At 38.9% G+C, this 14,609-nt stretch carries 18 protein-coding genes; 6 read left to right on the top strand and 12 right to left on the bottom strand.

The genetic code is table 11. The features are described 5' to 3' along the window. Nucleotides 1-106 precede the first annotated feature (106 nt). Complete coding sequence (locus tag BGO42_RS03695; protein ID WP_273243487.1) at nt 107-2,323, bottom strand: FUSC family membrane protein; 2,217 nt, start codon at nt 2,321-2,323, stop codon at nt 107-109. 201 nt (nt 2,324-2,524) lie between these two features. Between BGO42_RS03695 and def the strand changes: the two genes are divergently transcribed. The 5 genes from def (at nt 2,525) to BGO42_RS03670 (ending at nt 5,924) form a co-directional block, all read left to right on the top strand. After that, nucleotides 2,525-3,112, top strand: coding sequence for a peptide deformylase (def, locus tag BGO42_RS03690; RefSeq protein ID WP_177735367.1), 588 nt, complete (start codon nt 2,525-2,527; stop codon nt 3,110-3,112). Between the two features lie 60 nt (nt 3,113-3,172). Beyond that, the gene (locus tag BGO42_RS03685) at nt 3,173-3,607 is read left to right on the top strand and encodes a DUF5606 family protein (RefSeq protein WP_273243491.1); all 435 of its coding nucleotides are present in this window, start codon (nt 3,173-3,175) and stop codon (nt 3,605-3,607) included. Between the two features lie 73 nt (nt 3,608-3,680). Next, on the top strand, nt 3,681-4,454 hold the full coding sequence (gene mazG / locus BGO42_RS03680; RefSeq protein ID WP_177735363.1) for a nucleoside triphosphate pyrophosphohydrolase: 774 nt from the start codon (nt 3,681-3,683) through the stop codon (nt 4,452-4,454). 1 nt (nt 4,455) lies between these two features. Then, the gene (locus tag BGO42_RS03675) at nt 4,456-4,773 is read left to right on the top strand and encodes an antibiotic biosynthesis monooxygenase family protein (RefSeq protein WP_273243493.1); all 318 of its coding nucleotides are present in this window, start codon (nt 4,456-4,458) and stop codon (nt 4,771-4,773) included. 14 nt (nt 4,774-4,787) lie between these two features. Continuing rightward, nucleotides 4,788-5,924, top strand: a complete 1,137-nt coding sequence (locus BGO42_RS03670; protein ID WP_273243495.1) for a PI-PLC domain-containing protein — start codon at nt 4,788-4,790, stop codon at nt 5,922-5,924. 77 nt (nt 5,925-6,001) lie between these two features. Here the strand turns inward: BGO42_RS03670 and fabF are convergent, their stop codons facing one another. The 5 genes from fabF to BGO42_RS03645 form a co-directional block, all read right to left on the bottom strand. Next, complete coding sequence (gene fabF, locus BGO42_RS03665; protein WP_177735358.1) at nt 6,002-7,240, bottom strand: beta-ketoacyl-ACP synthase II; 1,239 nt, start codon at nt 7,238-7,240, stop codon at nt 6,002-6,004. A 50-nt stretch (nt 7,241-7,290) separates the two neighbouring features. Next, a complete protein-coding gene (locus BGO42_RS03660; RefSeq protein ID WP_177735356.1) occupies nt 7,291-7,836 on the bottom strand; it encodes a TetR/AcrR family transcriptional regulator in 546 nt (181 codons plus the stop codon). Nucleotides 7,837-7,938: 102 nt separating this feature from the next. Further along, complete coding sequence (locus BGO42_RS03655; RefSeq protein WP_246297004.1) at nt 7,939-8,373, bottom strand: PaaI family thioesterase; 435 nt, start codon at nt 8,371-8,373, stop codon at nt 7,939-7,941. Between the two features lie 18 nt (nt 8,374-8,391). Further along, a complete protein-coding gene (locus BGO42_RS03650; protein WP_273243500.1) occupies nt 8,392-9,570 on the bottom strand; it encodes an acetyl-CoA C-acyltransferase in 1,179 nt (392 codons plus the stop codon). A gap of 44 nt (nt 9,571-9,614) precedes the next feature. Further along, the gene (locus BGO42_RS03645) at nt 9,615-10,199 is read right to left on the bottom strand and encodes a TetR/AcrR family transcriptional regulator (protein ID WP_177735352.1); all 585 of its coding nucleotides are present in this window, start codon (nt 10,197-10,199) and stop codon (nt 9,615-9,617) included. Between the two features lie 126 nt (nt 10,200-10,325). On the opposite strand from BGO42_RS03645, the gene BGO42_RS03640 reads away from it, so the two are divergent. Beyond that, nucleotides 10,326-10,928 carry a DapH/DapD/GlmU-related protein gene (locus BGO42_RS03640; RefSeq protein WP_177735350.1) on the top strand — a complete coding sequence of 201 codons (603 nt, stop codon included), beginning with the start codon at nt 10,326-10,328 and terminating at the stop codon, nt 10,926-10,928. A 34-nt stretch (nt 10,929-10,962) separates the two neighbouring features. Here the strand turns inward: BGO42_RS03640 and BGO42_RS03635 are convergent, their stop codons facing one another. The 6 genes from BGO42_RS03635 to BGO42_RS03610 all read right to left on the bottom strand — a co-directional run. Next, nucleotides 10,963-11,577, bottom strand: a complete 615-nt coding sequence (locus BGO42_RS03635; RefSeq protein WP_273243503.1) for a DUF6705 family protein — start codon at nt 11,575-11,577, stop codon at nt 10,963-10,965. Next, entirely contained in the window at nt 11,577-12,185 is a 609-nt protein-coding gene (locus BGO42_RS03630) for a DUF6705 family protein (RefSeq protein ID WP_273243505.1), read from the bottom strand. Before BGO42_RS03630 ends, BGO42_RS03635 begins: the two co-directional genes overlap by 1 nt. Then, nucleotides 12,185-12,796: a DUF6705 family protein gene (locus tag BGO42_RS03625; protein ID WP_273243507.1), complete on the bottom strand. Its 612-nt coding sequence runs from the start codon at nt 12,794-12,796 to the stop codon at nt 12,185-12,187. Before BGO42_RS03625 ends, BGO42_RS03630 begins: the two co-directional genes overlap by 1 nt. Continuing rightward, nucleotides 12,796-13,401 (bottom strand): DUF6705 family protein, encoded by a 606-nt coding sequence (locus BGO42_RS03620; RefSeq protein WP_273243509.1) that lies wholly within the window; start codon nt 13,399-13,401, stop codon nt 12,796-12,798. The genes BGO42_RS03625 and BGO42_RS03620 overlap by 1 nt, the downstream gene beginning before the upstream one ends. Beyond that, nucleotides 13,401-14,015, bottom strand: coding sequence for a DUF6705 family protein (locus BGO42_RS03615; RefSeq protein ID WP_273243511.1), 615 nt, complete (start codon nt 14,013-14,015; stop codon nt 13,401-13,403). The genes BGO42_RS03620 and BGO42_RS03615 overlap by 1 nt, the downstream gene beginning before the upstream one ends. Before the next feature lie 7 nt (nt 14,016-14,022). Beyond that, on the bottom strand, nt 14,023-14,609 hold a 587-nt coding region (locus tag BGO42_RS03610; protein WP_286748678.1), incomplete at its 5' end, for a hypothetical protein.

The raw sequence follows: 14,609 nt of genomic DNA, 5'->3' as shown, positions 1-14,609 counted from the left end.
TTTAATGATGAAAACACCTAATTTTATACATGAAAAAACCAGCCAGGTAAGCCTGACTGGTTAATATATTTTTATTCTAAAATCTGTCAACCTATTTTAGGACGACTCATTGTTTTAACGTGATAATTGCTTTTAAAATGTTTTCCGACAGATTGGTCAGCCAGATCAGCTGCTCGATAACCAGCTGGGATTCTTCCAGCTGCAGGCGGAAATCCTCATCATCCGTAACGGCTTCGTGCAATTCCCTGGCCCGGATGCTTTTTAATTCTGAAAAACTGATTTCCAGGCGTTTCTTTTCATCTTCTGTTAAGGAAACAATATCTTTTTTATTGTTCAGTATCGCTATCGCCTGATCCAGATTCCGCACCACGGTATTCACCACGATATTAAAGGCTTCGGAAGCTTTGGTTGTTTTGTGGGATTGTACATAGGTCCCTATGGAAGCAAGCGAAGACAGTAACGTGTGATTCAGTACCGCCAGCTTAAAAACCTGCGATTTCTGCCGTTGTTTCGATTTGGGTTCCTGTATCATACGCTGGAATGAAGCCATCAGGTTCCCGATCTCAATAAAAGCATGCTTTCGGGCCAGTTTATACGAAGTGGTAACTTCCCCTTTCTGATTGTAAAAAACGGCAATTTCTTTCAGGTAATCCCTGTTTGCTGCAATTGCCTTTTCCAGAAAAGTACGCACATTTAAAAACTCCCACGAAGGCCATAGCAGGTAACTTGCCGTAAACGAAAGTACCGCGCCTACCAGGGTATCTAAAATACGGTATTGGATCACTTCGTTCACATTGGGCGTTAGTATTCCGTAAATAAAAATCACATACATGGTCACAAAAGTGGCGCCAATCTTATAATTCGTATTCGAAAAAGTGAAGCCCAGCAGCATCGAAATAATCGATAAAACCCCTAAAGCAGTATGATTGTTCGTTATGTATAAAAAGCCGAAAGCAATCACTCCGCCGATAACGGTTCCCAGAATACGTTCAATAGACCGCTGTTTCGTCAGGCCATATCCGGGACGCATGATAACCACTATTGTTAACAATATCCAGTAAACATTCTGGAACGGAAGAAAACGGCCGATAATGTAGCCCAGCAGCAGCGTAATGGTCATACGAAGCGCATGGCGGAAAAAAGTAGAGGAAAAACTCAGGTTTTCCACTAAAGTATTCCAGCGGTAATTTTGCGGCGTTAAGAATTTTTCAATGTCCTTATTCCTGTTTTTATAATCCTGGAGATTAATATTGATGGAACCGGAGAAAACCCGTTCCAGTGTCTTGATCTTTTCAATCTGTCTTTCGGCATAATGCAGCATGTTGGTGAGCATTAAAACACCTTCATAGGCATTTTCCTTACCAAGCGTTTTTTCATAATTGGCAATGACGCGTTCCAGCGCTTCAAGGTCTTCCTGTAATGAATGCCGGGAAGTGTATTTTGAGCCGTTTTCGATGCTTTTTGCAATTTTTTTCAGGCTGGCAGCAAGATTATACGCCAGGTTTTGGTAAGTAGCCAGTACCTTTTGGTGGGCAGCAAATTTTTTATGCAGCTTGTCGTAATCAAAAGAAGTCGAAAGCGCTAATTCCAGGATATCCACCATGGTGGTAAAGACAATCAGCATTTTCCGGTTGTGATTGGAGTTACTGGAACTGCTTTGCGCGCCAATTAAAAACTCCCTCAGGTTTTCGTGTATCGTATTGATCTCTACCTGCAGGTGCAGCTGTTTCTCAATGATCTTGGATTTATTGGCATCAATATTCCACAAATCCCCTCGCAGTTTCAGGTATTTTGATGTCAGCCGGATACAATCAACCGTCAGTAATTCAACATAACGTTTGGGCCGTATAAAATAGAAAAGCAGGGAAATAAGAATATAAAATAACCCTCCGGCAGCAATCCAGGTACTGTGTACGATCAGATCCCAGCCTTTGTAATCATGGCTGAAAGCCAGGGCTATTGCAATTAAACCCGAAAACGAAACCAGGTTGGCACGCTGGCCGTAAGCCGATAACATCGAAAGGAAAAAGAGCGAAAAAGCCATGACCGGATACAATATCCACGGGTGCGAACTGCAGGCGCTGATGAGCAAAGTACATCCGGCGGCTAATAGAACAGCGACGAGTAAACCGTTGATTTTGTGTTTTAAATTACCGTGAATATCACTGGGGAAAGCGAGTATGGCACCCAAAGCAACGGTAAAACCGATATTGAAATACCCCAGATTGGCTAAAGCTAAAAACGGGATTACGGCGGCAAGCGTTACTTTTATGGCATTGGTGAAATTGGTGCTGTCTATGAATTTTCTGATTTGATATAGCATCGTCACGGTGTTAAAAACAAAGGTAGAAAATGTAAAAAAAGTAGGAGTAAAATTAAGAAGGATTTTGCAAAAAAACGGTTAAAAAAAGCCAAAACAAAAGAATACATCCTGCAATGTGTATTTTTTCATTACTTTTGCGCTCGAATTAAAAGTCTTTTAAAAGAGGTTTAATTCTTTTTGAATCCTTATAAATTAAAAACAATGATTTTACCTATTATTGGATACGGAGATCCCGTTTTGCGTAAAGTATGTGAAGAAGTTTCAAAAGATTATCCGAATCTGAAAGGAACCATTGCAAGCATGTACGATACCATGTATAATGCTTATGGCGTTGGTTTGGCAGCACCACAGGTAGGGCTGGCTATTCGTATGTTTATTATAGATTGCGAACCGTTCAGTGATAGTGAAGACCTTACACAGGAAGAACAGGAAATTTTGAAAAACTTCAGAAAAACATTCATCAACGCCAAAATTGTAAAAGAAGAAGGCGAAGAATGGGGCTTTAACGAAGGCTGTCTGAGTATTCCGGATGTAAGAGAAGATGTTTTCCGCAAAGAAAAAATCACTATTGAATATTACGACGAAGAATTTAACAAGCATACAGACGTTTACGACGGATTGATTGCCAGAGTTATTCAGCATGAATATGATCATATTGAAGGAATTCTTTTTACCGACAGAATATCATCGTTAAAAAAGCGATTAATCTCTAAGAAATTACAAAACATCATGGAAGGAAAAACTCGTCCGGATTATAAAATGAAATTTATTGCCAAAAAAGGGCGATAATTTTTGTTTTTCAAATCAAAGATTAGATATTTGTCTTCCTCTAAAAAAAATAATATAAAAATGAGTATCGAAAGAATATTAGCAATTTCAGGAAAACCGGGTTTATACGCGTTAAAACTACAAACAAGAACAGGATTTGTTGCCGAGTCATTACTTGACGGTAAAAGAATCACGGTAGGATTGCGCAGTAATGTGAGTTTATTATCGGAAATTTCAATTTATACATATGAAGGAGAAGTTCGTCTGGCTGAAGTTTTCAGAGCTATTGCTGAAAAAGAAGATAACGGACCGGCACTTTCTCATAAAGAAGATAATGCAAAATTAGAATCATACTTTAGAGAAGTTTTACCACAATTTGATGAAGACAGAGTATATGCTTCCGACATCAAAAAGGTGTTAAACTGGTACAATATGTTACAGGCTAAAGGATTGGTTTCTAAAGACGCTCCTGCAGAAGTGGAAGCTACAACAGAAGAAACAGCTACAGAAGAATAAAATTCTGAAAAGTACCTTATAAATAATCCTGCCTTCGGGCGGGATTTCTTATTTTTACACAAATTCTAAAGCAATGAACACACGTCAATTACAACTGGATGCTTTCAGCCGGTTACTCGATATCATGGAAGACTTAAGAGCGCAGTGTCCGTGGGATAAAAAGCAAACCATGGAAAGCCTGCGGCACCTTACCATTGAGGAAGTTTACGAACTGGGCGATGCCATTCTGGATAATGATCTGGACGAAATCAAAAAAGAATTGGGTGATGTATTGCTGCACATTGTTTTCTATTCCAAAATTGGCAGTGAAAAAGGCGCTTTCGATATAGCCGATGTTGCGAACTCCATTTCCGACAAGCTCATAGAGCGCCATCCGCATATTTACGGCGATGTGGTTGTGGAAAATGAAGAACAGGTAAAACAAAACTGGGAAAAACTAAAGCTCAAAGAAGGCAAAAAATCCGTTTTGGAAGGCGTGCCTAAAAGCCTGCCGGCCTTAGTGAAAGCCAGCCGCATTCAGGATAAAGTGAAAGGCGTTGGATTTGACTGGGAAGAACCGCATCAGGTTTGGGAAAAAGTACAGGAAGAATTAGAAGAACTGCAGGTGGAAGTTGCGAAAGCCGATCAGGATAAAATCGAATCGGAGTTTGGTGACGTACTGTTTTCGATGATCAATTACGCCCGCTTTTTAAACGTAAATCCGGAAGATGCTCTGGAAAGAACCAATAAGAAATTTATAAAACGCTTTCAGTACCTGGAAAGTAAAGCCGGTGAAATGGGCAAGCCTTTGGCAGACATGACCTTAGCCGAAATGGACGTTTTCTGGGAAGAAGCTAAAAAATTATAAAATGATAGCCCAAACACCCGAACCGCCGTATTATGCCGTTATTTTTACTTCCGAAAGAACCGCTCTCGAAGAGGGTTATGAAGAAACGGCCAGCCGGATGGTGGCTCTGGCAAAGGAACAGCCGGGATTTTTAGGAGTGGAATCCTCCAGAACAGAAATAGGAATTACCGTTTCCTATTGGAAAGATCTGGAAGCGATAAAGCACTGGAAAATGAATATGGAACACAGTGTTGCCAGGGCAAAAGGAAGAACCGACTGGTATAGTACTTTTAAAGTGCGCATTGCCAAAGTGGAACGCGACTATGAATTTGAAAAATAAACCAACGATTAAAAATGAATAAAATTACCCTGCTGTTTGTAATGATGGCAAATTTAGTTTTGGCTCAGAAACCGATAACCGTAGCCGAAATAACCTTAAAAATAAAACCCGATTCCTCCGAAGAATTGCTGTACGGATTTGCAGAAGGGGACCAGCTGCTGTTCACTTTTGAAGAAGATAATAACAAAAAGATCGGCGAAGTTGCCGTTTCGGAATTTCCGGACGTAGTCAAATTCAGGACAATAGATACCAAAAAAGTAAAAAAACAGCTGATAACGGTAAATCATAAAGCCGTTTTTAAATTTCTGTTTAAAAACAGCGATGCCGAAGAAAAACTGGCAAAAGTACTTATCCAGCGTATTCCGGCTGCGGAAGAAACCAAAAACTTCACTACCACGGTAAAATGGGTAACGGAACAGGATACTACCTGGAATTCGTTTACGAAAGATGTCGTAACCGGCTATGATACGTTATTGGTGCAGAAAACCAGAAAGGTCGTAACCTACGAAAAGAAATATGAAGAAATGGTTTTGGATAAAAGCCAGCGGGTGAATGCAAAAACCAGCCTGGATGCGAGCCAGTCAAGCGTTTTTTTCAGCCTGCCCAACAATGCTGTTACCGCTAACGAAACCAAAAAAGTGGTAGCCTGGGCATACTGGGTTGGCGTAGGAAAAGAAAGTAATGACTATTGGCAGCAAAACCGCAAGATGATTGTGGGCGCTGTTCAGGGAGCAACGACCATTTTTACCAGTCCGTTAGGTGGAATTGCCGCCGGAGCAGTGACCAATCTGGCTTTGCCGTCTATTGGTGAAGACGTGGAATATGCATTGGTAAATGAAGAAAACAAAAAACTGTTTTTACAGGACAAGCCTATTAAATCCTATGATTTTGGCAGGGGTGTAGCCACCTTTAAGCGCTTTACCGAATCGGGGATGCTGCAGGGAAAATTCTATGTAATGCTTAAAAATGATAACTATGTGCAGCCAATCGATGTGAATGTAAAAGTATCGGCTATAGTAGAGCATAAGAAGTTTAAAGACGAAACGTTTATGGACAGGCAGATCAACCCGAAATATGGCAAAAAAATCATCACCGAACCGAATATCGTTACCCGTAAATTCCCGGCCACATTCGATTATAAAAGAAAATAAGGCTGTTTTTTTAAGACAGTTCCAGGCAATAAAAAAGGCTAAAATTCAATGGATTTTAGCCTTTTTTATGGTATTTATCAGATCTTTTTGAGGACAATGATGCCGTTATGGCCGCCAAAACCAAAAGCATTGCTCATGACGGCAGTTACCTTTTTCTCAATGGCAGTATTGGCAACAATATGAATATCGCCCGGGATATTTTTATCCGGTTCGTGCAGGTTAATGGTAGCCGGAATAATATTGTGATTAATGGCTTTTATAGACAGGATCGCTTCAATAGCACCGGCAGCTCCTAGTAAATGCCCGGTCATGGACTTCGTGGCGCTGATGCTTAAATTGGAACTGTTTGTAAACACTTTTTTGACCGCATTTAACTCGCTGATATCGCCAACAGGAGTAGACGTAGCATGCATGTTGATATAATCAATCTGTTCCGGATTCAATCGGGCTTCTTCCAGAGCCAGCTGCATGGCTTTTGCAGCACCAATACCTTCCGGATGCGGAGAAGTCATGTGGTACGCATCGGCTGTCATTGAAGCACCTACTACTTCTGCATAGATTTTGGCACCTCTCTTAACAGCATGCTCATAATCTTCCAGGATCAATGCTCCGGCACCTTCGCCCATTACAAAACCATCCCGGTTACTGTCAAAAGGCCTGCTGGCTGTTTTTGGGTCGTCGTTGCGTGTCGACATCGCTTTCATGGCAGCAAAACCACCCATTGAAGCCGGTGTGATAGGCGCTTCGGAACCTCCGGTGATAAATACTTTGGCTTTGCCAAGCTTGATGTAATTATAAGCATCCATAATGGCTGTATTGGAAGTGGCACAAGCCGAAACGGTGGTATAGTTAATGCCCTGTAAACCATATTTCATCGAAATCATACCGGAAGCCATATTGACAATCAGCTTCGGAACAAAAAACGGATTGAAACGCGGTGTACCGTCCCCTAAAGTAAAATCGCGCACTTCGTTTTCAAAGGTTTCCATCCCGCCCTGGCCAACGCCCCAGATCACCCCGATATCAAACGGATCCATTTTGGCAACATCCAGACCGGAATCTTCCATGGCCTGTGCAGCGGTGTACAAAGCATATTGCGTAAACAAATCACTTCGTTTGATCTCATTGTGGGTTAAGTATGTTTCCGGTTTGAAATCCCTGACTTCACAGGCTAACCGTGTTTTGAATTTTTCGGCATTGAAACGGGTGATTAATCCGGCACCGCTTACGCCGTTGATACTGTTGTTCCAAAAGGTATCGATAGTATTTCCAATGGGTGTTAAGGCACCCAGACCTGTTATTACGACTCTTTTCATTTTTATTCCTTTTATGGTGAGCTCACCGGAAACGGTAAGCGGGTTAAAAGCTAAACAGTTAAAATAGTATTCTGAATGACCTGGTACACATCATTTTTGAGTACTTTATTCAGTAATAGTGATGCTAAAAGGGAAGACTGAATGCAATAGGCTTTGGCTTTGGCTTCTTCGGTAAAATGAAAAACGCCTTTTGCTCTTCCGTTTTCTAATAAACCGGTCAGCCATATAATGATGTTGTCTGCCAGTTCCTTCAATTGGAGCTGCATGCTTTCAGACAGGGTATCATAAGTGGGCGATAAAGCGCCCATCAGGCAGACCCATTCGTTCTTTTGGGTTTTTTGATGCATGGTCACAAAATGCTGAAATTGCGTTTCATACGGCAATTGTTCCCAGGATCGGATCGTCTGTTGGAATTTTTCTGCGGTATTGTCAATCACGGCAACACCCAGATCCGATTTGGAAGGAAAATAATAATGGATGGCAGCATTCTTAACGCCCAATACTTTTGAAATATCGGCATAGCTGAAAGCATGGTATCCTTTTGAGCGAATCAGCTCATCTGCAATACGGATTATTTCTTCTCTGGTAGCATTCATGGTACAAATATAAAAATTTTACTTACTAGTAAGTAAAATTTAAGAATACTTTTGCTTTTACATAAAAACAGCCCTGCGTGTAAAACAGGGCTGCTCATTGGGTTATTTCATTCCGGTCTTTAAAAGATTCGTATATCCTTTGGCCAGGAGCTTAGATTTGTCGTTATTCCAGATCTCACATTGTGCATTGACAATCTGGTTGCCTTTTTTAATAATACTTGTTTCGGCGATGATAATATCGTTTTCTCTTGCCGAGGCAAAATAATCGATAACGTTATTGATCGTGGGATAAAAATAGGGCTCTCCGTAGCAGATTAAAGTTGCGCCAATCGCATCGTCAATCATGGCTGCTACGATGCCGCCATGCAGGGTTTTATAGGGATTGGTCATTTCGTGGCGAATGGTGTACTGAAAGGACAAACGGCCTTCTTCCACCGCCAGCATGGTCGGTTTGAGCCAATTCATAAAAGGGGAAGGAGAAGTACTCACTTCTTTTCCGATATGTTGTTTTAAATATTCGAATGCCTCGTTTTTCATTGGGATAATGTTTTGGATTTAGCGGGTAATGTTTTCAATCACGACTGCCGATGCGCCGCCGCCGCCGTTACAAATAGCGGCTACACCATATTTACCGCCTTCCTGTTGTAAGACAGACAATAAGGTGGTGATAATCCTTGCGCCCGAAACGCCTATAGGATGGCCCATAGCCACACCGCCGCCATATACGTTGACTTTGTCCGGATCCAGGCCTAAGATTTTCTGGTTGGCTAAAATCACCGAAGCATAGGCTTCGTTAATTTCAAAATAATCGATTGCATCAAGGGTTAATCCGGCTTGCTGTAAAGCTTTCGGAATCGCAATGGAAGGGGAAGTGGTAAACCATTCCGGTGCCTGTGCCGCATCGGCATAACCGATAATTCTTGCTAAAGGCTGTAGTTGGTATTGTGCAACCATTTCATCGGAAACCAGTAATATCGCACAGGCAGCATCATTAAGATTGCTGGCATTGGCTGCGGTAATGGTTCCGTTTTCTTCAAAAGAAGGCGCTAATTTCCCGATTTTCTCCGGAATGATCTTGTAAATGTCTTCGTCTTCCTGGAAAATAAGTGTATCGTTTTTTGTTTGGATGCTTATCGGGATAATTTCATTTTTAAATTTTCCGGATTGGGTAGCGTCGGTCGCTTTTTTATAGGAAGCAAGCGCATAAAGATCCTGTTCTTCGCGGCTGATCTGGTATTTCCGTACACAAATCTCAGCGGCATTGCCCATGTGGAAACCGTTGTAAACATCGGTTAAACCGTCTTTCAGTAAACCGTCTACCAGAGTGGAATTGCCCATTTTATTGCCTTTTCGCTGCTGGGTATAGTGCGGCACATTGCTCATGCTTTCCATACCGCCGGCTATTACCGCCTGGTCAATGCCCAGCTGAATCTGCTGTGCGCCCAGCATAACGGCTTTCATCCCGGCGGCGCAAACCTTGTTAACAGTGGTACAGTCGGTTTCGTTGGGAATACCGGCAAACAGTGCTGCCTGGCGTGCCGGTGACTGTCCCAGATTTGCCGATAATACATTGCCCATATATACCGAATCTATGGCAGCTGCCGGAACCACGGTATGGTCTAAAACAGCTTTGATGGCAATGCTTCCTAATTCGGTGGCACTCAAATGCGAAAGACTGCCGAGAAAACCTCCTGTCGGGGTTCTTTTTGCGAGAATAATATTGACGTTTTTCATAATTTTATTTTATACCGATCGGTATATTTTTGGTTAAAAAATTTTTATAGTGCGGTTATTACTTTTCGGAGGGTATTCATCATCGACTGATGATAGTCCAACTTGCCGGTCAGGTTGATCATCATTATTGCGCCTTCAATCAGAGCGATAATGGTCAGGGCATTTTCATCGGCGTTAGTAGTGCTTTTGAATTCGTTCTTTTCGATACCTTTATTGATCAGGCGTACCAGGCTGTCTTTCCAGAACAGCATGGCTTTTTTTGCCAATGCTTTGAGCTGCGGATGGGTATCGTCTGCTTCAATTGCGGTATTCATAATCGGACAGCCGCCCAAAGGAAATCTTTCGGTGGCGAATTTTTCATACAGTTCCGGATAGCTCATTAATTTTTCCCGGTAGGTAGTCTTTTTGCTGATCTCCTGTATAAACAAAGTCTGCATTTTTTCATAATTGTACTGAAAAACAGCCAGTGCCACTTCGTCTTTATTTTTAAAGTTCCCGTATATACTGCCTTTGGTCAGTCCGGTGGCTAAAGTGATATCCTGCATGGACGTGCCGGAATAGCCCTTCATATTAAAAATAGGAGCGGTCTTCTCAATAATAAACTGCTTTGTTTTTTCGGCTTTGTTCATGACGATAAAAAATACAATACAAATATATACCGATTGGTATAATTTTGCAACATTTTAATTCGATTATATAGTCTGAGGAAATAAAATGATTTTGTACTTTTAAATCACTGTAATTACAAAGACAAGATGTTATCACATTATACCGCCGATTTTATCAAACATTTTCCTTTTCAAAAAGATTGGAAACCATGGGAAGTAACTTCTAAAATTCCGGATAGTATTTATGCTAAAATAGCCACATTACCGGAAAAAGAATATACCATTATTGACGGTATTGCGATTCATAAAACGGCTGTTATCGAAAAAGGCGTAACCTTAAAAGCACCGGTAATTATTGCTGAAAACTGCTTTATAGGCGCGCATGCATACCTGAGAGGCGGTGTTTATCTGGCGAGTTCCGTAAAGATCGGTCCCGGTTGTGAGATTAAAACCAGCATTCTCCTTGAAAATACAGCGGCTGCCCATTTTAATTTTATAGGCGACAGCATCGTGGGCAGTAACGTAAATTTTGAAGCGGGTTCGGTAATTGCGAACCATTATAACGAACGGGATAACAAACTGATTTTTGTTATGCATGACGGCAGTATAGTCGCGACCGGAGTTGAAAAATTTGGTGCCTTGGTGGGCGATAATACAAAAGTAGGGGCTAATGCCGTTTTATCACCCGGAACATTATTGATGCAGCATAGTGTTGTGAAACGGCTGGAACTGGTTGCCCAGGTTCCTTAACCCATGCTTTGGGATAGACAAGAGTGCCCAATAATTACGGTTGTTTTATCAAAATATATTCGCCGTAAGGAATACGCATTTCATCCGGAGCGTTATCAGGTGGCATAAATGAAGTACCGTTTTTAAAGATTTTTGCAATTATCTTCTCAACACTATTTTCATTTTTGTATCGCAAAACAATAGCATTACTTAAATATTTCCTTTCAGGATCTCTATATCGTAGTTTTATTCTTCTTTCATTTAAATTACATTCAGAACATTTTGGATATGTATTCTTGCCAATGATCAAATTTCCAGAGATATTATAGCCACTTGCTTCTGAAGGCATTAACTCCATTTGCTGTAAAGTATTGACTTTTTCAATTCCGTTTTCAATATATTGATATTCACCAACCAAAATATCCTGGTAATAATTTTTATATTCAGTCACAAAATGATCAAATGTTATTTTTTTTAATACTATTTTTAATGATGTATTACCTTGTTGGTGCTTCCAGGTTCCAACATATTTATCAAAATCGTTATCTATATCCTTATTATAGGTACCGCTTTTATATGTCATATCACTATCACTTGCAAGAGGTACTACAATCTGTGCCTTACAGGATAAAAAGAAAAAAACTAACACTGTTATGAATATGCTTTTCATTACGGTTGTTTTATCAAAACATATTCACCATAAGGAACCCGCATCTCATCAGGGGAGCCATCAGGCTGCATAAATGAACCATCACTTTTATAGATTTTAGCGATTATCTTCTCTGTTCCATTTTCATTTTTGTAACGTAGAATAACAGCATTCTCAAGATATTTTCTTAATGGATCAGTAATGGATAGTTTCACCCTTCTTTCGTTTTCTAAACAATCGTTACACTTTGGATATAAATTGTTTGTCCATAATAAATTTCCCCAAACATTATGATCTCCTGTCTTCGCTGGTGGATTAATAATCTGGTTTAACGTATTTACCTTTTCATTACCATTTTCAATAAATTTATATTCACCTATTAGCAAATCTTCATAATAATTCATTTTTTGGTAGTACGTAAACGTTATCTTTTTTAACACAAAAGTCAAAGACATATTTCCTTGTTGAAACTTCCACGTTCCCACATATTTATCAAAATCATTGTCAACATCTTTATTATAGGTTCCGTTTGTAAACGCCAAATCACTATCACTTGCAAGAGGTACTACAATCTGTGCCTTACAGGATAAAAAGAAAGAAACTAACAGTATTATCAATATGCTTTTCATTACGGTTGTTTTATCAAAACATATTCACCGTAAGGAACCCGCATTTCATCAGGAGCGTTATCAGGTGGCATAAATGAAGTACCGTTTTTAAAGATTTTTGCAATTATCTTTTCTGTACCATTTTCATTTTTATAGCGTAATACAATTGCATTATCCAAGTATTCTCTTTCCGAATCCCTGATATGCAGCTTAATTCGTTTTTCATTTAATGAACATTCGCTACATTGGGGATATACTCCACGATGAATAATAAGATTTCCTTCAATATTATTCACATCATCTTGACTTAAAACTATATTTATCCTATCTAAAGTATTAACTATTTCTACTCCATTGATAATGTACTGATATTCGCCAACTAATAAATCTTCATAAAAATTTCCTTTTGCAAAATAATCATGTACTATTTTCTTAAATACTATTATTAAGGAAGCATTACCTTGTTGAAATCTCCAAGTTCCAACATATTTATCAAAATCATTGTCTACATCCTTATTATAGGTTCCACTTTTGTATTTCTGAGGATTATATTCTCCTGCTATAGGAATAATTGTCTGTGTTTTACAGGATAAAAAGAAAGAAACTAATAGTATTGTGAGTATAGTTTTCATTACGGCTGTTTTATCAAAACATATTCTCCATAAGGAATACGCATCTCATCCGGAGCATTATCCGGCGGCATATACGAACTATCATTTTTATAGATTTTAGCAATTATCTTTTCTGTACCATTTTCATAGCGTAAAATAATAGCACTTGAAAGATAGCTCCTCTGAGAATCTCTTATTCGCAATTTAATTCTTCTCTCATTTTCCGCACATTCTACACACTTTGGGTATAGATTTTTTGACCAGATAAGATTACCCCAAATATTATGCTCTCCGGCTTTAGCAGGGGGAGAAGTCATCTGTTCCATTGTATTCACTTTTTCTATTCCATTTTCTATATAACTATATTCGCCTACTATTAAGTCTTGATAATAGTTTTTATAAGAAGAATAGTGATTATAAACCATTTTTTTTAAACGAATTGTTAAAGATGTATTTCCTTGCTGAAACTTCCAGGTTCCCACATATTTATCAAAATCATTGTCAACATCTTTATTATAGGTTCCGTTTGTAAACGCCAAATCACTATCATCCGCAAGAGGTACTATGACCTGTGCTTTACAGGATAAAAGGAAAGAGACTAACACTGCTATGAATATGCTTTTCATTACGGTTGTTTTATCAAAACATATTCACCGTAAGGAATACGCATTTCATCCGGAGCATTATCTGGAGGCATAAATGAAGTACCATTTTTTAAGATTTTTGCAATTATCTTTTCTGTGCCATTTTCATTTTTATATCGTAAAATAATAGCATTTGAAAGATATTCTCTTAATGGATCGGAGATAAATAATTTTATCCGCCTTTCATTTTCATCGCATTCTGAACATTTTGGATACAAGTTTTTTGTCCAGATTAAGTTTCCTGAAATATTATATTCACTCGTATTATTAGGCTGTGTAATCATTTGCTGTAGCGTGTTTACTTTTTCAATTCCGTTTTCAATGTATTGATATTCACCAACCAAAATATCCTGATAATAATTTTTATATTCAGTCACAAAATGATCAAATGTTATTTTTTTAAATATTATTTTTAATGATGTATTACCTTGTTGGTACTTCCAGGTACCAACATATTTATCAAAATCATTGTCTACATCCTTATTATAGGTACCGCTTTTATATGTCATATCACTATCACTTGCAAGAGGTACTATAGTCTGAGCTTTGCAAGAAAATAAAAATGATAAGATTATTATCGTAAGTATATTTTTCATAGTGATATTAATTACAATTAGTCATTATTATAGAATTGTGAATATTCGTGTTTGAATCAGGATTTAAAGCTAATTTAGTCCATTTCGTCAGATCGTCATCAGCCTTATATAAAGAAAATTTTAAATTGTACTGCTTTAAATACTCTAAAAATGCCTTTTGGTAGCTTTCAGCAGTTACAAAACTCTGCTTCTCTACTTTTTTATATGCATTTTCTAATTCTTTTCTAAAATCATCTTTATTTTTTCTGTCTAAATAAATAGAAGTTAATTTTTGCAAACTTTCAACATCATCAGCACTAATGGCATATACTCCAATTTCGGATACTAAAATATGTACCGGAATAGTAGGATCCGGCACCCCGTTATTTCCTGAATAATTATAACGGGTATAAAAGCCACTTAGTATAGCAACATCGTCATGAGAAAACATCGGAAAATGTGAAAACAAATGACAATGAATCCCTCCAAAAAGCATAGCAGACTGAGAATACCGAACAGAACTCTCTCCTGTACTCTGATAAGGCACTTCGGTTGCTATTAGTTTATTTTGCGGGTTTAGCGCCAGGTTATAGCCTTTTTCTTTAGTGCCGCCAA

The organism is Flavobacterium sp. 40-81 (assembly GCF_001898245.1).
GTDB classification, from domain to species: domain Bacteria; phylum Bacteroidota; class Bacteroidia; order Flavobacteriales; family Flavobacteriaceae; genus Flavobacterium; species Flavobacterium inviolabile.
This window is presented reverse-complemented; position numbering and strand designations above follow the sequence as displayed.

Bases quoted from the DNA above. Each gene is read 5' to 3' on its own strand.
- BGO42_RS03650 (WP_273243500.1), bottom strand. From the start codon at position 9,570: ATGAAAAACGTCAATATTATTCTCGCAAAAAGAACCCCGACAGGAGGT.
- BGO42_RS03625 (WP_273243507.1), bottom strand. From the start codon at position 12,796: ATGAAAACTATACTCACAATACTATTAGTTTCTTTCTTTTTATCCTGT.
- BGO42_RS03655 (WP_246297004.1), bottom strand. From the start codon at position 8,373: ATGAAAAACGAGGCATTCGAATATTTAAAACAACATATCGGAAAAGAA.
- fabF (WP_177735358.1), bottom strand. From the start codon at position 7,240: ATGAAAAGAGTCGTAATAACAGGTCTGGGTGCCTTAACACCCATTGGA.
- BGO42_RS03620 (WP_273243509.1), bottom strand. From the start codon at position 13,401: ATGAAAAGCATATTCATAGCAGTGTTAGTCTCTTTCCTTTTATCCTGT.
- BGO42_RS03670 (WP_273243495.1), top strand. From the start codon at position 4,788: ATGAATAAAATTACCCTGCTGTTTGTAATGATGGCAAATTTAGTTTTG.
- BGO42_RS03630 (WP_273243505.1), bottom strand. From the start codon at position 12,185: ATGAAAAGCATATTGATAATACTGTTAGTTTCTTTCTTTTTATCCTGT.
- BGO42_RS03615 (WP_273243511.1), bottom strand. From the start codon at position 14,015: ATGAAAAATATACTTACGATAATAATCTTATCATTTTTATTTTCTTGC.
- def (WP_177735367.1), top strand. From the start codon at position 2,525: ATGATTTTACCTATTATTGGATACGGAGATCCCGTTTTGCGTAAAGTA.
- BGO42_RS03685 (WP_273243491.1), top strand. From the start codon at position 3,173: ATGAGTATCGAAAGAATATTAGCAATTTCAGGAAAACCGGGTTTATAC.
- mazG (WP_177735363.1), top strand. From the start codon at position 3,681: ATGAACACACGTCAATTACAACTGGATGCTTTCAGCCGGTTACTCGAT.
- BGO42_RS03675 (WP_273243493.1), top strand. From the start codon at position 4,456: ATGATAGCCCAAACACCCGAACCGCCGTATTATGCCGTTATTTTTACT.
- BGO42_RS03635 (WP_273243503.1), bottom strand. From the start codon at position 11,577: ATGAAAAGCATATTCATAACAGTGTTAGTTTTTTTCTTTTTATCCTGT.
- BGO42_RS03640 (WP_177735350.1), top strand. From the start codon at position 10,326: ATGTTATCACATTATACCGCCGATTTTATCAAACATTTTCCTTTTCAA.
- BGO42_RS03660 (WP_177735356.1), bottom strand. From the start codon at position 7,836: ATGAATGCTACCAGAGAAGAAATAATCCGTATTGCAGATGAGCTGATT.
- BGO42_RS03695 (WP_273243487.1), bottom strand. From the start codon at position 2,323: ATGCTATATCAAATCAGAAAATTCATAGACAGCACCAATTTCACCAAT.
- BGO42_RS03645 (WP_177735352.1), bottom strand. From the start codon at position 10,199: ATGAACAAAGCCGAAAAAACAAAGCAGTTTATTATTGAGAAGACCGCT.